At 54.9% G+C, this 18,782-nt stretch carries 20 protein-coding genes; 17 read left to right on the plus strand and 3 right to left on the minus strand.

Features of this window, described 5'->3' with window-relative positions; all coding sequences use genetic code 11:
- Positions 1-21 precede the first annotated feature (21 nt).
- From acpP to ptsG, 8 genes are all read left to right on the plus strand, one after another.
- Positions 22-258: an acyl carrier protein gene (gene acpP / locus RTU33_RS14390; RefSeq protein ID WP_003857954.1), complete on the plus strand. Its 237-nt coding sequence runs from the start codon at positions 22-24 to the stop codon at positions 256-258.
- A 91-nt stretch (positions 259-349) separates the two neighbouring features.
- The gene (fabF, locus tag RTU33_RS14395; protein WP_312628228.1) at positions 350-1,591 is read left to right on the plus strand and encodes a beta-ketoacyl-ACP synthase II; all 1,242 of its coding nucleotides are present in this window, start codon (positions 350-352) and stop codon (positions 1,589-1,591) included.
- A gap of 112 nt (positions 1,592-1,703) precedes the next feature.
- Positions 1,704-2,519, plus strand: a complete 816-nt coding sequence (gene pabC / locus RTU33_RS14400) for an aminodeoxychorismate lyase (protein WP_312628229.1) — start codon at positions 1,704-1,706, stop codon at positions 2,517-2,519.
- On the plus strand, positions 2,516-3,538 hold the full coding sequence (yceG, locus tag RTU33_RS14405; RefSeq protein WP_312628230.1) for a cell division protein YceG: 1,023 nt from the start codon (positions 2,516-2,518) through the stop codon (positions 3,536-3,538). The genes pabC and yceG overlap by 4 nt, the downstream gene beginning before the upstream one ends.
- A complete protein-coding gene (tmk, locus tag RTU33_RS14410) occupies positions 3,528-4,169 on the plus strand; it encodes a dTMP kinase (RefSeq protein ID WP_312628231.1) in 642 nt (213 codons plus the stop codon). Before yceG ends, tmk begins: the two co-directional genes overlap by 11 nt.
- Positions 4,166-5,170 (plus strand): DNA polymerase III subunit delta', encoded by a 1,005-nt coding sequence (gene holB, locus RTU33_RS14415; RefSeq protein ID WP_312628232.1) that lies wholly within the window; start codon positions 4,166-4,168, stop codon positions 5,168-5,170. The genes tmk and holB overlap by 4 nt, the downstream gene beginning before the upstream one ends.
- 37 nt (positions 5,171-5,207) lie before the next feature.
- Positions 5,208-6,002, plus strand: coding sequence for a metal-dependent hydrolase (locus RTU33_RS14420; protein WP_312628234.1), 795 nt, complete (start codon positions 5,208-5,210; stop codon positions 6,000-6,002).
- A gap of 298 nt (positions 6,003-6,300) precedes the next feature.
- Complete coding sequence (gene ptsG / locus RTU33_RS14425) at positions 6,301-7,737, plus strand: PTS glucose transporter subunit IIBC (protein WP_312628236.1); 1,437 nt, start codon at positions 6,301-6,303, stop codon at positions 7,735-7,737.
- A 162-nt stretch (positions 7,738-7,899) separates the two neighbouring features.
- On the opposite strand, the gene fhuE is transcribed toward ptsG, so the two are convergent.
- The gene (gene fhuE, locus RTU33_RS14430; RefSeq protein ID WP_312628238.1) at positions 7,900-10,086 is read right to left on the minus strand and encodes a ferric-rhodotorulic acid/ferric-coprogen receptor FhuE; all 2,187 of its coding nucleotides are present in this window, start codon (positions 10,084-10,086) and stop codon (positions 7,900-7,902) included.
- 296 nt (positions 10,087-10,382) lie between these two features.
- On the opposite strand from fhuE, the gene hinT reads away from it, so the two are divergent.
- The 8 genes from hinT (at position 10,383) to RTU33_RS14470 (ending at position 16,453) form a co-directional block, all read left to right on the plus strand.
- Positions 10,383-10,739 carry a purine nucleoside phosphoramidase gene (gene hinT / locus RTU33_RS14435; protein ID WP_312628240.1) on the plus strand — a complete coding sequence of 119 codons (357 nt, stop codon included), beginning with the start codon at positions 10,383-10,385 and terminating at the stop codon, positions 10,737-10,739.
- Between the two features lie 4 nt (positions 10,740-10,743).
- Positions 10,744-11,118 (plus strand): YcfL family protein, encoded by a 375-nt coding sequence (locus RTU33_RS14440; RefSeq protein WP_312628242.1) that lies wholly within the window; start codon positions 10,744-10,746, stop codon positions 11,116-11,118.
- Between the two features lie 22 nt (positions 11,119-11,140).
- A complete protein-coding gene (lpoB, locus tag RTU33_RS14445; protein ID WP_312628288.1) occupies positions 11,141-11,770 on the plus strand; it encodes a penicillin-binding protein activator LpoB in 630 nt (209 codons plus the stop codon).
- On the plus strand, positions 11,751-12,590 hold the full coding sequence (thiK, locus tag RTU33_RS14450) for a thiamine kinase (RefSeq protein ID WP_312628243.1): 840 nt from the start codon (positions 11,751-11,753) through the stop codon (positions 12,588-12,590). Before lpoB ends, thiK begins: the two co-directional genes overlap by 20 nt.
- Entirely contained in the window at positions 12,578-13,603 is a 1,026-nt protein-coding gene (gene nagZ, locus RTU33_RS14455) for a beta-N-acetylhexosaminidase (RefSeq protein ID WP_312628245.1), read from the plus strand. Before thiK ends, nagZ begins: the two co-directional genes overlap by 13 nt.
- Positions 13,604-13,639: 36 nt before the next feature.
- Positions 13,640-14,182: an alpha/beta hydrolase YcfP gene (ycfP, locus tag RTU33_RS14460; RefSeq protein WP_312628247.1), complete on the plus strand. Its 543-nt coding sequence runs from the start codon at positions 13,640-13,642 to the stop codon at positions 14,180-14,182.
- A 236-nt stretch (positions 14,183-14,418) separates the two neighbouring features.
- Positions 14,419-15,723, plus strand: coding sequence for an NAD(P)/FAD-dependent oxidoreductase (locus RTU33_RS14465; RefSeq protein WP_312628249.1), 1,305 nt, complete (start codon positions 14,419-14,421; stop codon positions 15,721-15,723).
- A gap of 190 nt (positions 15,724-15,913) precedes the next feature.
- Positions 15,914-16,453: a glycine zipper 2TM domain-containing protein gene (locus tag RTU33_RS14470; protein ID WP_312628251.1), complete on the plus strand. Its 540-nt coding sequence runs from the start codon at positions 15,914-15,916 to the stop codon at positions 16,451-16,453.
- Positions 16,454-16,525: 72 nt separating this feature from the next.
- Here RTU33_RS14470 and RTU33_RS14475 read toward each other — a convergent pair whose 3' ends face one another.
- Positions 16,526-17,161, minus strand: a complete 636-nt coding sequence (locus RTU33_RS14475) for a TetR/AcrR family transcriptional regulator (protein WP_312628253.1) — start codon at positions 17,159-17,161, stop codon at positions 16,526-16,528.
- Between the two features lie 245 nt (positions 17,162-17,406).
- On the opposite strand from RTU33_RS14475, the gene bhsA reads away from it, so the two are divergent.
- Positions 17,407-17,664: a multiple stress resistance protein BhsA gene (bhsA, locus tag RTU33_RS14480; RefSeq protein WP_312628255.1), complete on the plus strand. Its 258-nt coding sequence runs from the start codon at positions 17,407-17,409 to the stop codon at positions 17,662-17,664.
- Between the two features lie 76 nt (positions 17,665-17,740).
- Here the strand turns inward: bhsA and RTU33_RS14485 are convergent, their stop codons facing one another.
- On the minus strand, positions 17,741-18,703 hold the full coding sequence (locus tag RTU33_RS14485; protein ID WP_409438251.1) for a L,D-transpeptidase family protein: 963 nt from the start codon (positions 18,701-18,703) through the stop codon (positions 17,741-17,743).
- Positions 18,704-18,782: the final 79 nt, after the last annotated feature.

Raw genomic sequence — 18,782 nt, forward strand, 5'->3', positions numbered from 1 at the left:
TTTGATAGGAAATTTAAGAGTATGAGCACTATCGAAGAACGCGTTAAGAAAATTATCGGCGAACAGCTGGGCGTTAAGCAGGAAGAAGTTGTTAACTCCGCATCTTTCGTTGAAGACCTGGGCGCTGATTCTCTTGACACCGTTGAGCTGGTAATGGCTCTGGAAGAAGAGTTTGATACTGAGATTCCGGACGAAGAAGCTGAGAAAATCACCACCGTTCAGGCTGCCATTGATTACATCAACGGCCACCAGGCGTAAGTGAACATCTCCAGGCGGTCACTCGACCGCCTGAGTTTTATCTGTTGCCCCTTTTTTTCTCTTTTTTATCATCCCTCCCTGGAGGACAAGCGTGTCTAAGCGTCGTGTAGTTGTGACCGGACTTGGCATGTTGTCTCCTGTCGGCAATACCGTAGAGTCCACCTGGAAATCTCTTCTTGCCGGTCAGAGCGGCATCAGCCTAATCGACCATTTCGATACTAGCGCCTATGCAACCAAATTTGCTGGCTTAGTAAAGGATTTTAACTGTGAAGAATTTATCTCGCGTAAAGATCAGCGCAAGATGGATGCCTTCATTCAATATGGAATTGTCGCTGGCATTCAGGCCATGCAGGATTCTGGCTTTGAAGTGACGGAAGAGAACGCCTCACGTATCGGTGCCGCAATCGGCTCGGGTATCGGCGGTCTTGGCTTAATCGAAGAAAACCACAGTTCGCTGGTTAACGGCGGTCCACGTAAGATTAGCCCCTTCTTCGTCCCGTCCACGATTGTTAACATGGTGGCCGGTCACCTGACCATCATGTTTGGTTTACGTGGCCCTAGCATTTCTATTGCCACGGCGTGTACCTCCGGTGTGCATAACATCGGCCATGCGGCACGCATGATTGCCTACGGCGACGCAGATGCGATGCTGGCTGGCGGTGCTGAAAAAGCCAGCACCCCGCTCGGCGTGGGTGGCTTTGGTGCGGCGCGCGCGCTGTCAACCCGTAACGATAATCCTCAGGCGGCGAGCCGGCCGTGGGATAAAGACCGTGATGGGTTCGTACTGGGCGACGGGGCAGGTATCCTGATGCTCGAAGAGTATGAGCACGCGAAAAAGCGCGGCGCGAAAATCTATGCTGAACTCGTTGGTTTTGGCATGAGCAGCGATGCCTATCACATGACGTCACCGCCGGAAAATGGCGCAGGTGCAGCGCAGGCGATGGTGAATGCCATTCGTGATGCGGGCATTGAGCCTGGCCAGATTGGCTACGTGAACGCCCACGGTACATCCACCCCTGCGGGTGACATTGCTGAAGCACAGGCCGTTAAATCTGTGTTTGGTGATGTAGCCAGCCGCGTAATGGTCAGCTCCACCAAATCCATGACCGGCCACCTGCTGGGTGCTGCGGGTGCGGTTGAGTCGATCTACTCGATTCTGGCCCTGCGCGACCAGGCCGTTCCGCCTACCATCAACCTGGATAACCAGGAAGAGGGGATTGACCTCGACTTCGTTCCTCACGAAGCGCGCCAGGTCAGCGGCATGGAGTACACCCTGTGTAACTCCTTCGGCTTTGGCGGCACCAACGGATCGCTGATCTTCAAAAAGGTCTGATGATTCGCCCTGATGATAAAGGCCTGCCATGCAGGCCTTTTCTTTGCGTTTTTTCCGCTTGAGATCCCGTGTTCCCCCTGCCAGACTTACGGGCCACTGATAAGGAGCTGCGATGGTCTTGATTAATGGTGTGGAACAGGATTCACTTGCCGCGAGTGACCGCGGCGTCCAGTTTGGTGATGGCTGTTTTACCACGGTCCGCATCTCGCGTGGCGTTCCCGAGTTTTTAGAGCAACACCTGCAAAGGTTGCAGAATACCTGCCGCGCACTCCTGATCCCTTTTTCTGAGTGGCCCACGCTCAGCCAGGAAATGCGCGCGCTTGCGCAGACACAGCAGGATGGCGTGCTGAAAGTCATTATCACCCGTGGAAAAGGGGGCCGGGGCTACAGCCCTTCGGCGTGTTATTCCCCAACGCGTATTCTTAGCCTCTCTCCCGCACCGGCACATTATCCCCAGTGGCGGCAGCAAGGTATTACGCTTGCGCTAAGCCCGGTCAGACTCGGGCGTAACCCGATGCTGGCTGGCCTCAAGCATCTCAACCGCCTGGAGCAGGTGCTGATTCGCGCGCAACTTGAGCAGACGCAGGCCGATGAGGCTCTGGTGCTTGACAGCGAAGGCTGGGTTACGGAATGCTGTGCGGCTAATTTATTCTGGCGAGCCGGGAATACCGTATTTACTCCTCGCATGGAGCACGCTGGCGTTAACGGTATCATGCGGCAGCATTGTCTCTCCGTACTGGCACAAAGTCGTTTTCACGTTGTCGAAGTCAGTGCCCGGGAGGATGCCGTTCGTCAGGCTGATGAAGTGCTGATCTGCAATGCGCTGATGCCCGTTGTGCCCGTAAACCAGTTTGCTGAGGCTCGCTATCTGTCGCGCGAGCTGTTTGAATTTTTGGCCCCCCTTTGTGAGCAGTCGAAGAAGTCATGAAGAAAATGTTTCGGTTTGTCCTCCTGCTGTTGGTTGCGTTTGTCCTTGCCGCTGGCGTCGGAATGTGGAAAGTTCGTGAGTTTGCGACAAGCAAAATTCTGATTAAAGAAGACACTATTTTTACCCTCAAGGCCGGTACTGGTCGTATGGCGTTGGGGGATTCCCTTTATGTGGAAAAAATCATTAATCGTCCGCGCGTATTTCAGTGGTTGCTTCGCGTTGAGCCAGAGCTCTCTCACTTTAAAGCCGGTACTTATCGCCTGACGCCAGGGATGAGCGTGCGCGATATGCTGCAGCTTCTGGCCAGCGGAAAAGAGGCTCAGTTCCCGTTGCGCTTTATCGAAGGAATGCGCGTCAGCGATTACCTTAAACAGCTGCGAGAAGCGCCTTACGTCAGGCACACGCTGAAAGACGACAGCTATGCCACCGTTGCCGAAGCGCTGAAGCTGGAGCATGCCGACTGGGTGGAAGGCTGGTTCTGGCCAGATACCTGGATGTACACGGCCAACACCACGGATATCCAGATCCTCAAGCGCGCGCATCAGAAAATGGTGAAGGCAGTTGATGAGGCCTGGGAAGGACGGACGGACAACCTGCCGTATCAGGATAAAAACCAGCTGATGACCATGGCTTCGATCGTCGAAAAAGAGACTGCCGTTGCCGCTGAGCGCGACAAAGTCGCGTCTGTGTTCATCAACCGCCTGCGTATCGGCATGCGTCTGCAAACCGACCCGACCGTGATCTACGGCATGGGTGAAAGCTATAATGGCAAACTGAACCGCAAGGATCTCGAGACGCCAACGGCGTACAATACCTACGTCATTGCCGGAATGCCGCCAGGTCCGATTGCCACGCCGGGTGAGGCCTCATTGAATGCTGCCGCGCATCCGGCAAAAACGCCGTATCTCTATTTTGTGGCCGACGGCAAAGGCGGGCACACTTTTAATACCAATCTCGCGAGCCATAACCGCTCGGTGCAGGATTACCTGAAAGTACTTAAGGAAAAAAATGCGCAGTAAATATATCGTCATCGAAGGCCTGGAAGGCGCAGGGAAAACCACCGCGCGTAATCTGGTAGTGGAAACCCTCGAGCAGATGGGCATCCGTGAGCTGGTGTTCACCCGCGAACCTGGTGGCACCGTGCTGGCGGAAAAACTGCGTAGCCTGGTGCTGGATATCAAATCCGTCGGCGATGAAGTCATTACTGATAAAGCGGAAGTGCTGATGTTCTATGCCGCTCGTGTACAGCTTGTTGAAACAGTCATTAAACCGGCGCTGGCTGAAGGCAAATGGGTGATTGGCGATCGCCACGATCTCTCAACGCAGGCGTATCAGGGCGGCGGACGTGGTATCGATCAGCACTTGCTCACCACGCTGCGTGATGCGGTACTCGGTGATTTCCGCCCGGACCTTACGCTCTACCTCGACGTTACGCCGGAAGTGGGTCTAAAGCGTGCCCGAGCTCGCGGCGATCTCGATCGTATTGAGCAGGAATCCTTCAACTTCTTCCATCGCACCCGCGCCCGTTATCTGGAGCTGGCTGCGCAGGATCCGACTATTCGTACCATTGACGCGACGCAGCCGCTTGAAACAGTGATGCAGGATATTCGCAGCATGCTGGCCGCCTGGGTTGAGGAGCAGGGCGCATGAAATGGTATCCGTGGCTGCGCCCGCCGTTTGAACAGCTGGTCACCCGCTACCAGTCCGGTCGTGGTCACCACGCGCTGTTAGTGCAGGCGTTGCCCGGCCTGGGTGCGGAGGCGCTGGTCTATGCGCTGGTGCGCTTCCAGATGTGCCACACACCGGAAGGCCAAAAAAGCTGCGGGAAATGTCACAGCTGCCAGCTAATGCAGGCGGGCACGCATCCCGACTACTATCAGCTTGAGCCTGAAAAAGGTAAGAGTACGCTTGGCATCGACGCGGTACGTGACGTTACCGAAAAATTGTATGAGCGTGCCCGGCTTGGTGGGGCGAAGGTCGTTTGGTTGAGCGATGCGGCCTTGCTGACAGAGGCCGCAGCGAATGCTCTGCTGAAAACCCTGGAAGAACCGCCGGAAAACACCTGGTTCTTCCTGCAATGTGAAGAGCCCGCCCGGCTGCTTGCCACCTTGCGTAGCCGCTGTCGCCATTTCCATCTCGCCCCGCCGGCTGAAAATTACGGTCTGGCCTGGCTCGGTCGGGAAGTGACAATGTCACAAGAGAGCCTGCTGACGGCCTTACGCTTAACCGCAGGTGCGCCTGCAGCCGCGCTCGAACTGCTTGAGGAAAAACATTCTGCTGCCCGTCAGCAGCTCTGCGCTGCGCTGGATGGCGCGCTGCAAAGCGGTGACTGGCTTTCGCTGCTGCCGGTGCTTAATAACGACAACGTAGCGGAGCGGCTTTACTGGCTGACTTCGCTGCTGCTGGATGCGCAAAAAATGCAGCAGGGCATTACATTGTTAACCAATGTGGATGCCGGGCCGCTGATTCAGCGAGTGGCGGGTCAGGTTTCCGCAGCGCGCTTGCAGGCAATGGCCCGCGACGCCTGCGAGTGTCGGGAGCAGCTCCAGAGCGTTACCGGACTCAACCGGGAGCTCATGCTCAACGATCGCCTGCTGCGCTGGGAACACTGGCTCCATGCTACGAGCCCGCTGCCGACGCCATTCCATTAAACATCACCTGTATAAAGACAATATTAAGAGAGACATCATGTTCTTAGTCGACTCGCACTGCCATCTCGATGGCCTCGATTATCAGTCCCTGCACAAAGACGTGGACGACGTGCTGGCGAAAGCCGCGGCGCGCGACGTGAAGTTCTGTCTGGCGGTTGCAACCACTTTGCCGGGATACCGCGGGATGCGCGATCTGGTCGGTACGCGGAACAACGTTGTGTTTTCCTGCGGCGTTCACCCGCTGAACCAGGATGAAAGCTATGATGTTGCAGACCTTCGCCGGATGGCGGCGGAAGAGGGCGTAGTCGCGTTGGGGGAAACGGGCCTCGATTATTATTACACGCCGGAAACTAAACTCCGTCAGCAGGAGTCTTTCGCGCATCATATCCGTATTGGTCGTGAGCTGAACAAACCGGTCATCGTTCATACGCGGGATGCACGGGAAGACACGCTGGCGATCCTGCGCGATGAAAAAGTGACGGATTGCGGAGGCGTACTACACTGTTTCACAGAGGACAAAGAGACGGCGGGCAAGCTGCTCGATCTGGGCTTCTATATCTCGTTTTCCGGCATCGTGACGTTCCGCAATGCTGAGCAACTGCGCGATGCGGCACGTTATGTGCCTCTCGACAGGATTCTGGTGGAAACGGATTCACCGTACCTGGCACCGGTACCGCACCGTGGGAAAGAGAACCAGCCGGCGATGACTCGCGATGTTGCAGAGTACATGGCCGTGCTGAAAGGGGTGTCGCTTGAGCAACTGGCGCAACAGACCACCGAAAACTTCGCCGCGCTCTTCCAGATCGACCCCGCCCGCCTGCAATCTGCCTGATTCGTCAGCTTATTTTAAAGCTCGTAATTAATATTTAAAGCGAGTAAAGTTCACCGCCTCAAAAAGGGCGGTGTACGTCCCGTTTGTAACGCTCAGAAACAACTTTTGTAAAATAGTGCAAGGATTTCTGCGATTGCTGGCTGAAACGTGATGGCTGTCAAACAAAAATAATCCGAATTATTTTACTCTGCGTAATAAATAAAAGGACACTCAGATGTCCTGTACACGGCGAAGTTCTCCCCCTTCGCCAATGCGTGAAAGCGTGAAAAAGCACAAATACTCAGGAGCACTCTCAATTATGTTCAAGAATGCATTTGCTAACCTGCAGAAGGTCGGTAAATCGCTGATGCTGCCAGTATCCGTTCTTCCTATCGCAGGTATCCTGCTGGGCGTCGGTTCTGCAAACTTCAGCTGGCTGCCAGCCGTCGTTTCCCATGTTATGGCGGAAGCGGGCGGTTCTGTCTTCGCCAACATGCCGCTTATCTTCGCTATCGGTGTGGCGCTGGGCTTTACCAATAACGACGGCGTATCTGCGCTGGCATCGGTTGTTGCTTATGGCATCATGGTGAAAACCATGGCCGTGGTTGCACCGCTGGTTCTGCATTTACCTGCAGAAGAGATCGCAGCGAAACACCTGGCCGATACTGGTGTTCTCGGCGGTATCATCGCTGGTGCTATTGCTGCCTACATGTTCAACCGTTTCTACCGCATCAAGCTGCCAGAGTACCTGGGCTTCTTTGCGGGCAAACGCTTTGTTCCGATTATCTCCGGCCTGACGGCTATCTTCCTGGGTGTTGTTCTGTCCTTCATCTGGCCACCAATTGGTACGGCTATTCAGGAATTCTCTCAGTGGGCTGCGTACCAGAACCCGGTTGTTGCGTTCGGTATCTATGGCTTCATTGAGCGTTGCCTGGTGCCATTCGGTCTGCACCATATCTGGAACGTTCCATTCCAGATGCAGATTGGTGAATACACCAACGCCGCAGGCCAGGTGTTCCACGGTGACATCCCACGCTACATGGCTGGTGACCCGACTGCAGGTAAACTGTCTGGCGGCTTCCTGTTCAAAATGTACGGTCTGCCTGCTGCCGCTATCGCTATCTGGCACTCTGCTAAACCAGAGAACCGCGCGAAAGTGGGCGGGATCATGATCTCCGCTGCGCTGACCTCATTCCTGACCGGTATCACCGAGCCAATCGAATTCTCCTTCATGTTCGTGGCTCCGATCCTGTACATCATTCACGCGATTCTGGCGGGTCTGGCGTTCCCAATCTGTATCCTGCTGGGTATGCGTGACGGTACGTCCTTCTCCCACGGTCTGATCGACTTCATCGTTCTGTCTGGCAACAGCAGCAAGCTGTGGCTGTTCCCGATCGTTGGTCTGTGCTATGCAGCGGTGTATTACACCGTGTTCCGCGTGCTGATTAAAGCGCTGGATCTGAAGACCCCGGGTCGTGAAGATGCAACCGAAGAGTCCAAAGCAGGCGCAGCCGGCGGTGAAATGGCCCCAGCTCTGATTGCGGCATTCGGCGGCAAAGAAAACATCACTAACCTCGACGCGTGTATCACTCGTCTGCGTGTCAGCGTTGCCGACGTGGCAAAAGTTGACCAGGCTGGCCTGAAGAAACTGGGCGCGGCAGGTGTGGTTGTTGCAGGTTCCGGCGTTCAGGCTATTTTCGGCACCAAGTCCGATAACCTGAAAACCGAAATGGATGATTACATCCGCAACAACTAAGGTGTGATTTGGGGAGAAAAGAAAAGGCAGCCATCAGGCTGCCTTTTTTACGAGGTAAACTGCAAAACCTTCTCTTCAGAGAAGGTTTTTAGTGTTTGCACCCTCTCCACGTGGGAGAGGGACGGGGTGAGGGCATCAGACCGCTCGGAGCTGGTGTAAATCTCAGAAGTCGTAGCTGGCAGATACCGAGAAGTTCAGCGGTGCGCCATACACGAGATAGGACCCAACGTAGTCGTAGTACTCTTTGTCGAACAGGTTATTGACGTTAGCCTGCAGGGCAAAGTTTTTCGTCACCTGATAGCGGCTAAAGAGGTTAACCAGGCCGTAGCTGCCCTGATCGATGTAGTCACGGCCGTTTGGCCCGCCGTCGACCTTCGCCCAGGTTTTGTTCTGCCAGTTCATACCACCGCCGACAGAGAGCTCAGGCAGCATCGGCAGCTGGTAGCGGGTGAACAATTTGAACGTCGTGCGTGGCTGATCGGAGCTGACCGCATTACCTTCTTTGTCTTCCGCCACGTAGCGGGTCGCGCCAAAGGTGAGCTGCCAGTTGTCCGTCAGCGCGCCGTTCAGTTCAAACTCCACCCCTTTACTTACCACGCCATCGAGCGATTCATAGATGGATTCACCGCTGGGCAAATAGGTGTAAGTATTGTTCGCCACGTGATCCTGCTCGATACGGAACACCGCCAGCGAGGTTGTCAGACGAGTGTTGAACCAGTCGGCTTTAACCCCAGCTTCGTAGCTTTTACCGGTGGTCGGATCGAGATAGCGTCCGTTGGCGTCGCGTTTGTCCTGCGGCTGGAAGATATTGGTATAGCTGGCATACGCTGACCAGTCCTCGTTGATGTCATAGACCAGGCCTGCATACGGCGTTACGTCATCTTTGGTGCTTTCCAGACGGGTATCCGGTGCGCCAGCCGGATTGTACTTGATGTTGTAGTTGGTATAGCGAGCACCCAGGATCAGGTGCAGCGGATCGAGCAGCGAGAAGCGCGCGGAGGTATACGCCGAAGACTGGTTGATATCATCTTTGCTGTAGAGCTTCCACGCAGTCCACTGCGGATCGGCAATATTACTGTTCCAGTTTTTGAAGCTGCCGATATCGACCATGCCATAGAGGGCGTCGGGCATTGAGTTGTCGTAATGGTTACGCTGGTGGCTGAGGCTGCCGCCGACCATCATTTCATGCTGGCGACCAAACAGCTCGAAGCCGCCGCGTAGGAAGGCATCCACCGCATCCTGTTTACGTTCGCCGCGGTTCCAGCCGCCGTAGCCCACCATTCCGCCGCCGGTGTCTTTGTCCGGGTAGCCGGACATGTACATCAGTTTGGTATCGAAATTAGTTTCAGCGTGCATGCCGTTAACGTGCGCTTCCCAGCCGTTGTCGAAGCGCTGGGTGAAGTTGGCAAAGACTTTGGTGCTGTCTTTGTCGGAGTATGCCCAGTCCGGTGCCACGGTGTCGCTTCGGTTGTAATGGGTTTTGCTGCCGTCCGCATACCACGTTGGCAGGCCGCCCCATGTTGGATTGGCGGTGCTGCTTTCCTGATATTCATAGCCGAGCGACAGCGTGGTGCTGTCGGTTATGTCGGCATCCACAACACCGTAAAGAAACTTTTTGCGGTAGTGATAGTTGTCCATCCAGGAGTCGTTGTCCTGATAGCCTGCAATTACGCGCCCGCGCACGTTCCCGGACTCCACGAGAGGGGCCTGTAAATCGAGCACGTAGCGCTGTTTGTCCCAGCTGCCGTAGCTTACGGTGGCGTTGCCCTGAAAATCACGGCTGTCGGCGTGCTTGCGCACCATATTGACGTAGGCCGCCGGGTTGCCGGTGCCGCTCATCAGGCCCGTTGCCCCGCGTACCACTTCGATGCGGTCATAAATGGCGGTGTCGGTGGCGGTGTCGCCGAAGTTCCACACTTCACTGATGGAGGTTGGCAAATCGTCGTAGGCATAGTTGCTGACGAAGAAGCCGCGTGAATAAAACACCGTACGGTCGCTGTCCTGAACCTGTGCCGTGACGCCGGTCGTATTGGTCAGAACCTGGCCGATGGTCTGGAGATTCTGATCTTTCATGCGCTGCTGGCTGATCACGCTCACGGACTGTGGAATGTCGCGCGGCACTAATAAAAGTTTGGTGCCAGTGGTGGTGGTCTTGACGCTGTAATCCTGATCCTGAGCGTTATCGGATACGTTATCTGCTGTACCTTCAACCACCACCGTTTCTTCTTTACTGTTATCTGCCGCATAAACGGCGGCAGGCAACAGTGCGAACGCTATGCAGGCGGCGAGGCGGGAAGGCGACATGGACAGTTTTTGCGGCTTCTCTCTGGTGTCAAAAGTGAAAGACATCGATAAACCCTTATGTTGGCTGTGTTATAGGTGTGATGCTGCATGAAAATGCAAATGCGAAATATACGCATTCATATTACTGGTGTAAACAAATGTAAGCGTGCACCTGAAACTTTGTTTTGAAATCTGCTGAGAGATGAAATAAAGGAGGAGTGTTCAAGCAACCAGCAGCCAATCCAGGAATGGGGAAGAAAAAAGCGGGTACGGCTTGAAAGAGATGAAGTAAGTCGCTCATACTCTTACGTTGTCAGTAAAAGACCCAAGACGAAACGGTCATCTACAAAAAGGAACAGACCATGGCAGAAGAAACGATTTTCAGCAAAATCATTCGTCGTGAAATTCCGGCGAATATTGTTTATCAGGATGAACTGGTGACGGCTTTTCGTGATATCTCGCCTCAGGCTCCAAGCCATATTCTGATCGTCCCTAACGTGCTGATTCCCACGGTTAACGACGTCACGGCTGAACATGAACTGGCCTTAGGACGCATGATGACGGTGGCGGCGAAAATCGCTGAAGCGGAAGGTATTGCTGAAGAGGGCTATCGTCTGATTGTGAACTGCAACCGCCACGGCGGTCAGGAAGTCTACCACATTCATATGCACCTGCTGGGTGGCCGTCCGCTGGGCCCTATGCTTGCGCACAAAGGATAAGACAATGAAAGGTGGCCGAATTGCTGTCCTGTTGACGGCGGCGTTGCTGGCGGGCTGCGGCTCGCACCCGGAAATCCCTGTGGGAGAGCAGCAAACGCTGGTGATGGAAGCGAACGTGCTGGCGGCCGGGATCAGTGCCGAAAACCCGGACTTAACCACATCAGAAATTCAGGCAACAGCGTCCTCTCGGCTTTATAACGAACGCGCCACGCCGGTCACCGTTCACTATCGTTTTTACTGGTATGACGCTCGAGGGCTGGAAATGCATCCGCTGGAAGCACCGCGTACGGTGACAATCCCGGCTCACTCTTCGGTCACACTTTACGGCAGCGCAAACAGTCTGGGTGCGCATAAAGTCCGGCTTTATCTTTATCTTTGAGGGGTAAAAAGTAATGAGCAAACTGAGTCGCTATGCGTTTATCGCGGCGGTGGCCATTTTTCTGTCAGGGTGCGTGGGGCAACGTGAGCAGCCAGCGCCGGTAGAGGAAGCAAAACCGACGCCGGAACAACCCCAGACGCCGCCAACCACGGTGCCGACGGTGCCGACGATTCCCACTCAGCCAGGCCCGATTGAAAACGGCGCCACGCAGCCTGAACAGCCTGCTCCGCGCGTACGTCACTACGACTGGAACGGTGCAGCACAGCCGCTGGTGGCGAAAATGCTGAAGGCCGACGGCGTCACCGCGGGCAGCGTGCTGCTGGTGGACAGTGTGAATAACCGCACCAACGGTTCGCTGAATACGGCGGAAGCGACCGGCGTGCTGGCCAGTGCGCTGAAAGGCAATACGACGTTTACGCTTGTGTCGCCACAGCAGCTGGCCGTCGCGAAACAGCAGCTGGGCCTTTCCCCGCAGGACAGCCTGGGCTCCCGCAATAAAGCAATGGGCCTGGCCCGTACCGTTGGCGCGCAGTATGTGCTTTATTCAAATGCCACGGGCAACGTCAATTCGCCGGTGCTTTCCATGCAGCTGATGATGGTCCAGACGGGCGAGATCCTTTGGTCAGGTAAAGGTGCGGTTGCGCAACAGTAAGCTTACGCGTGACAAATGCCTGTCACGCTACTTTCTCGGCTTTCATCCTCTGGCTCGCTCCGCCACGGCGGGGCTGAGTGGAGCAAGCTGCATCATCGAACGTCAGGGGCAGCGGATCGTACTGCGACAGCATCACGATCCGTCAGCCCCTGATTTTCATTTTCTGCGCCAGTATCGTGCGCTCCACGCGCTGCCAGCCTCACTTGCCCCAAGGCCGCTCGGCTACTTTTCTGGCTGGATGGCGGTGGAATACCTTGAAGGTGCGATCCCTTCCACGCTTCCGGATGCCGACGCCACGGCGGCGCTGTTGTATCATCTGCATCAGCAAAAGCCCTTTGGCTGGCGAGTCGCGATTCTGCCTTTGCTTGAACGCTACTGGCAGGGCGCAAGTCCTGCGCGCCGCACGCCGCACTGGCTTCGTTTGCTTAAAAAACTACGAAAGCGGGGCGAGCCGCAGCCGTTACGGCTGGCGCCGCTGCACATGGATATCCATGCCGGGAATATTATCGACACGCCCGCAGGGCTAAGGCTCATTGACTGGGAATACGCCGCAGACGGCGATATTGCCCTCGAACTGGCGGCGGTCTGGGCGGAAGACAAAACGGCGCTCATCGCCGCTTATGCAAAGCAGGCGCATCTGGATCAAACGCTGTTAATACGGCAGATCGGAAGATGGCGGCCCTGGACGCAGATGCTGATGACCACCTGGTATGAGTACCGCTGGCAGCAGACCGGCGACCAACAATTTATTGCGCTGGCCGATGAGGGCTGGCGTCAGATGACGAATAAAGGACAGGAGAGAGAACTGTGGGCCCAGTGATGTTGGATGTAGAAGGCTACGAACTGGATGCAGAAGAGCGGGAAATTCTGGCGCATCCTTTGGTTGGCGGGCTGATTTTATTCACTCGTAACTACCACGACCCGGCGCAGCTTCGGGAGCTGGTGCGCCAGATCCGTGCGGCATCGAAAAACCATCTGGTTGTCGCAGTGGATCAGGAGGGAGGACGCGTTCAGCGTTTCCGTGAAGGATTCACCCGCTTGCCGGCTGCACAATCCTTCGCTGAGCTGCTGGGTATGGAGCAGGGCGGCGAAATGGCCAGAGCCGCAGGCTGGCTGATGGCCTCCGAGATGATCGCCATGGATATCGATATCAGCTTTGCGCCGGTGCTGGACGTCGGTCATATCAGCGCTGCCATTGGCGAACGTTCTTATCATGCCGATCCGCATAAAGCGCTGGCGATGGCGCGCCATTTCATTGACGGCATGCACGATGCAGGGATGAAAACCACGGGAAAACACTTCCCGGGACACGGCGCAGTCAGCGCTGATTCTCATAAAGAAACACCGCGTGACCCGCGTGATGAAGCGGAAATTCGCGAGAAAGATATGGCTGTTTTCAAGACGCTGATTACCGAAAATCGTCTCGATGCGATTATGCCTGCGCACGTCATTTACAGCGACGTCGACCCACGTCCGGCAAGCGGATCGCCACACTGGCTGAAAACCGTTCTCCGCGGCGAGCTGGGCTTTGATGGTGTGATTTTCTCAGACGATTTGTCGATGGAAGGTGCGGCGATCATGGGCAGCTATGCGGAGCGCGGCCAGGCGTCTCTGGATGCAGGTTGCGATATGATCCTGGTCTGCAATAATCGTAAAGGCGCGGTCAGCGTGCTGGATAACCTGTCGCCGATCAAAGCTGAACGTGTTACGAAATTGTATCATAAAGGTTCATTTACCCGTCAGGAGCTGATGGATTCCGCTCGCTGGAAGACGGTCAGCGCGCAGCTGAATGAACTGCACGAACGCTGGCAGGCCCACAAAGCCGCTCCTTAATCTCCCGCTACGGGATTAGCAGTGTTGTGAGGATGTATGATTATTTATTTGCACGGTTTTGACTCAAACAGTCCGGGAAACCACGAGAAAGTACTGCAGCTGCAGTTTATTGACCCGGACGTTCGCCTGATAAGCTACAGCACGCGCCATCCGAAGCATGATATGCAGCACTTGCTCAAGGAAGTGGACAAAATGCTGCAGCTCAACGCTGACGACAGGCCGCTTATCTGCGGCGTCGGGCTCGGCGGCTACTGGGCTGAGCGCATTGGTTTTCTGTGTGATATTCGACAGGTTATCTTTAACCCGAACCTGTTCCCGAATGAGAACATGGAAGGGAAGATCGACCGTCCGGAAGAATACAGCGACATCGCCACTAAATGCGTGAGCAACTTCCGTGAAAAAAACCGCGATCGCTGCCTGGTGGTGCTCTCCCGCCAGGATGAAGCCCTGAACAGCCAACGTTCGGCGGATCTGCTGCATCATTACTACGAAATCATCTGGGACGAAGTGCAGACGCACAAGTTCAAGAACATTTCCCCGCACCTGCAGCGTATCAAAGCGTTCAAAACCCTCGGCTAATCCCGCTCTGCGCCTGGTGGCATTCGGCTTCCAGGCGCAAAAACCTCTCCCGATCGACTACACTTGCTCAACTTTTCAGCGAGAAAACTTGATTCATATCAATTTTGGTATGACCAATGCACCTCGCGTGATATTCTTCACATTAATGTCAGGTTTCAGGTCGGTAACTTATTGTTAATTAAGGGCTATTTTAATAACTTTTAGTTAACAATTGGTTAATAATTTAGGGGGTCACGTTGACTACGCCATTGAAAAAGATTGTGATTGTGGGTGGTGGTGCCGGCGGGCTGGAGCTGGCTACTCAATTGGGTAGAAAGCTTGGCCGCGGCAAAAAAGCGAAAATCACGCTTGTAGACCGGAACCACAGCCATCTGTGGAAACCACTGCTGCATGAAGTGGCGACCGGATCGCTGGACGAAGGCGTGGACGCGCTGAGCTACCTGGCGCACGCCCGTAACCACAACTTCCAGTTCCAGCTGGGGTCGGTAATGGACATCAATCGCGAAGCCAAAACGATCACTCTGGCCGAACTGCGCGATGAGAAGGGTGAGCTGCTGGTGCCGGAGCGCAAGCTGCCGTATGACACGCTGGTGATGGCGCTCGGCAGTACCTCCAACGACTTCAATACGCCGGGCGTGAAGGAAAACTGCATTTTCCTTGATAACCCACATCAGGCGCGTCGTTTCCACCAGGAGATGCTCAACCTGTTCCTGAAGCACTCCAGCAACCTGGGCGCGAACGGCAAGGTCAATATTGCTATCGTCGGCGGCGGGGCGACGGGGGTAGAACTCTCGGCTGAACTGCACAACGCCGTGAAGCAGCTGCACAGCTACGGCTACAAAGGCCTGACCAACGATGCACTGAACGTGACGCTGGTGGAAGCCGGGGAGCGCATTCTCCCTGCGCTGCCGCCGCGTATCTCCGGTGCGGCGCATAGCGAGCTTACCAAAATGGGCGTGCGTGTGCTGACCCAGACTATGGTCACCAGCGCCGATGCGGGCGGGCTGCATACCAAGGAAGGCGAGTATATCAACGCCGATCTGATGGTGTGGGCAGCAGGGATTAAAGCGCCGGACTTTATGAAAGAGATTGGCGGGCTGGAAACTAACCGCATCAATCAGCTGGTGGTGGAACCTACGTTGCAGACTACCCGTGACGCAGACATCTACGCCATTGGTGACTGCGCTTCCTGCGCGCGCCCTGAAGGCGGATTTGTGCCACCGCGCGCTCAGGCGGCGCACCAGATGGCAAGCCTGGCGCTGAGCAACATCCTGGCGCAGATCAAAGGCAAACCGCTGAAAGCGTATACCTATAAAGATCACGGTTCGCTGGTGTCGCTGTCGAACTACTCAACCGTCGGTAGCCTGATGGGCAACCTGATGCGTGGCTCGATGATGGTGGAAGGGCGCATTGCGCGCTTCGTTTATATCTCTCTCTACCGTATGCACCAGATTGCGCTACACGGCTACTTCAAAACCGGGCTGATGATGCTGGTAGGCAGCATCAACCGGGTGATTCGTCCTCGCCTGAAGCTGCACTAACGGATGAAGACCCGGCTGAGTCCGGGTCTTTTTTTGGTGATATCTGCTGCCAGTTTCTCATACAGCCTTCGGACTTCTCTGAATCACATTCACCAGCAGAATAAGCGGCAATTTTTCATCCCTTTTCTTATATCCACCTCGTCCTTATGGTTGCAAAATTGTTACCAACAGCAACAAAGGAGGAACTCCCGTGAATAAATCAATGTTAGCGGGTATAGGGATTGGCGTAGCTGCTGCGCTGGGTGTGGCAGCGGTGGCCAGTCTGAACGTATTAGATCGTGGCCCGCAGTATGCACAAGTTATTTCCGCCACCCCGATTAAAGAGACCGTCAAAACACCTCGTCAGGAGTGCCGTAACGTCGCCGTAACGCACCGTCGTCCGGTGCAGGATGAAAACCGTATTGCCGGTTCAGTGCTGGGCGCGGTAGCCGGTGGGGTGATAGGCCATCAGTTTGGCGGCGGGCGTGGTAAGGACGTCGCGACCATTGCCGGTGCGCTGGGTGGCGGTTACGCAGGTAACCAGATCCAGGGCTCTATGCAGGATAGCGACACCTACACCACCACGCAGCAGCGCTGTAAAACGGTGTACGACAAGTCGGATAAAATGCTGGGTTACGATGTAACCTACAAAATTGGCGATCAGCAGGGGAAAATCCGTATGGATAAGGACCCGGGCACTCAGATCCCACTCGACAGCAATGGTCAGCTTGTTCTGAATAACAAAGCGTAAAAAAGCATTGCCCTTACGTGTTAATTGGCCCCTCATTCGCTCAGGCTGAGGGGCCTTTTTTATGGCACGGGATCAGACTTTGAGCATCTGCGGCCACAGACGAAGCGTGGTGTTGGTGATTTGCATCAGCGTCTCAAAGCTTGCGCCTTCGCGGGCGCTGATCGACATTCCTTGCAGGATACAGCTCAGAAATTGTGCCAGCTCATCAGTACTTTTACCCGCCGGAATTTCGCCCTTAGCCTGGCGCTGGTGCAAAAATTGTCTCAGCGTCTTTTCCTGCATGGCATGACGTGACTTGATCGTATGGGCGATCTCTTTCGACGAAGCCGCAAGAGTGGCGGAGGTGTTGATCATAAAACATCCCGCCGGGGTATCTTTGCTGGTAAAGCAGGTCGCGACGGCGGTGAAATAGTCACGCAGCGCGGTTTCGACCGACTTCTCTTCGCAAAACAGCTGCGCTTCGTGCTTATCTGCAAAGCGAGAAATGTACCTGTCCAGTACGGCCCGGAACAGGCCTTCTTTATTTACAAACTCTGCATACAGCGTGGGGGCTTTTGCCCCGGTGGCTTCGACTAAATCCGCGAGGGATGTTGCCTCATACCCATGCTGCCAGAAGAGCGTCATAGCCTTATCAAGCGCCACTTCCCTGTCGAACACTTTTGGTCGGCCACGGCTTTTTTTTGTGCAACTTGCAACGTCAGTTGTCATGGTGCCGCTGGTCCTCTGTGGTTGTGTTAAGCCTCCATTATAAAAACAAACTCCGGGCATAACCAGCGGCCTGTTGCACAAAATAAAATAATCCTATTGATATGAAAAATAAGGCATTATTAATTTATATAGTAATCGTTATGAAAATAATTTGACGTGTGACCTGGATCACATTATGATTTCTGTATCGATCGTTAAGTTAATAATAACGACCAGCCAAAATTCATCTGCATAGGTATAAGAATATGAAAAGCATCAAAACCCTGGCCATCGCAGCCGTACTGAGTTCTCTGTCATTCGCAAGCTTTGCTGCTGTAGAAGTGCAGTCCACCCCTGTAGACCAACATAAAGTGGGCGTGATTTCTGCTGATGCGGGCACCAATCTGGGCTCTCTGGAAGACCAGCTGGCGCAAAAAGCGGATGCAATGGGTGCCAAATCCTACCGTATTACCTCTGTTACCGGACCGAATACCCTGCACGGGACGGCGGTAATTTATAAATAAGGTTCGCCTTATTTTAAAACCCTCGGCAATGCCACTGCCTTAAAAGAGCACCGCGACATAAGTCGCGGTGTTTTTTTTACATATTTTGCAGCGGAGATTCGCTGTGTCGGGTGACATCCACCGGCATCCCGGATCGCACCTCCATCACATGCTCCATCACCTGAGCGTCTGTCTGTGGCGCATTCCTGAACGTTGTCAACGCGGCGTTGAGTGAAATCGGTAATACCTGCGGGTCGTCATCGATATGCTTCGATAAAGGCTGATGCACTTCCACAAGATGCACGCCGCCCGGCTCAACGGAGGCCTTAATCGGTGTATTAAGGATGTTCACTTTAGTGCCCGGCGTGACTTGTTTAAACAGCGTTTCGATATCGCCATCGCGCAGGCGAATACAGCCGGAGCTCACTCGCATGCCGATACCAAAGTCCGCATTAGTGCCGTGCAGCAGGTAAACGCCGCCAAAAGCGGCCAGTCGAATCGCATGATGCCCCATAGGGTTATCCGGACCTGCGGGCACCACCGCGGGTAAATCAATACCGTTAGCCTTATAGCGCGCCCGAATGTTGGCCGTTGGCGTCCAGGTCGGGTTGGCGCGTTTATCGGATACCGTGGTAACCATGGTTGGCGTAAGCGTATCACCGCCCAGTTGGCCGATGCCAATAGGGTAGACCGTCACGCTATTGGTGCCCGGCTTGTAGTAATAAAGGCGCAGTTCGGCGAGGTTAATGACGATGCCTTCGCGCGGTGCATCTGGCAGCAGAGTTTGCAGCGGAATGGTCAGCACGCTGCCCGGTCGTGGTACGTAAGGATCGACACCCGGATTCGCCTGAAGCAGCGCAAGGAAGCCAACATTGTATTTTTTGGCAATAGCCTCAAGTGAACCGCCATTATTTTCAACGACGTGAACCCGATTTTCGCCCACCAGGCGGCTGCCGGGTGGGGGGAGAGGCCAGGTATTGGCTTGCGCAGGCTGCGCCGCGATAGCGGTCATGAAGACAGCGAGCAGGGCAAGCGAGCGCAGAAAACGCGATTGAATCATCATCACAGCACTTCCATAACGGCGATTGAGCAGGAAAACGCTCATTATGGTGTCAGTCCGTGTCTTGATGTTTCAGTGC

Source organism: Scandinavium sp., from assembly GCF_032012665.1.
In the GTDB taxonomy this organism is placed as follows: Bacteria; Pseudomonadota; Gammaproteobacteria; order Enterobacterales; family Enterobacteriaceae; genus Scandinavium.